A 245-nucleotide genomic window follows, 5' to 3' on the forward strand; every position below is an offset into this window, starting at 1 on the left:
CCTACGTTGTCACCGGGGAGTGCTTCGTCTAGGATTTTCCTAAACATTTCTACAGAAGTGGCGGTGGTTTTGATGGATTCTTCTCTTAGACCTACTATCTCTACTTCTTCACCGGGTTTTAGCACACCTCTTTCTACTCTACCTGTGACCACAGTACCTCTACCAGAGATGGTAAAGACGTCTTCTATAGGCATCAAGAATGGTTTGTCGGTTTCTCTTTGAGGAGAAGGTATGTATTCGTCAAG

General features: G+C 44.5%; 1 protein-coding gene. It reads right to left on the reverse strand.

Annotation, left to right across the window (positions count from 1 at the left end; all coding sequences use genetic code 11):
- Positions 1–245 (reverse strand): EF-Tu/IF-2/RF-3 family GTPase (locus ACYQZV_RS09185; protein WP_459895357.1); only part of this gene is annotated, 245 nt, incomplete at both ends.

The organism is Hydrogenobaculum acidophilum, assembly GCF_054656715.1.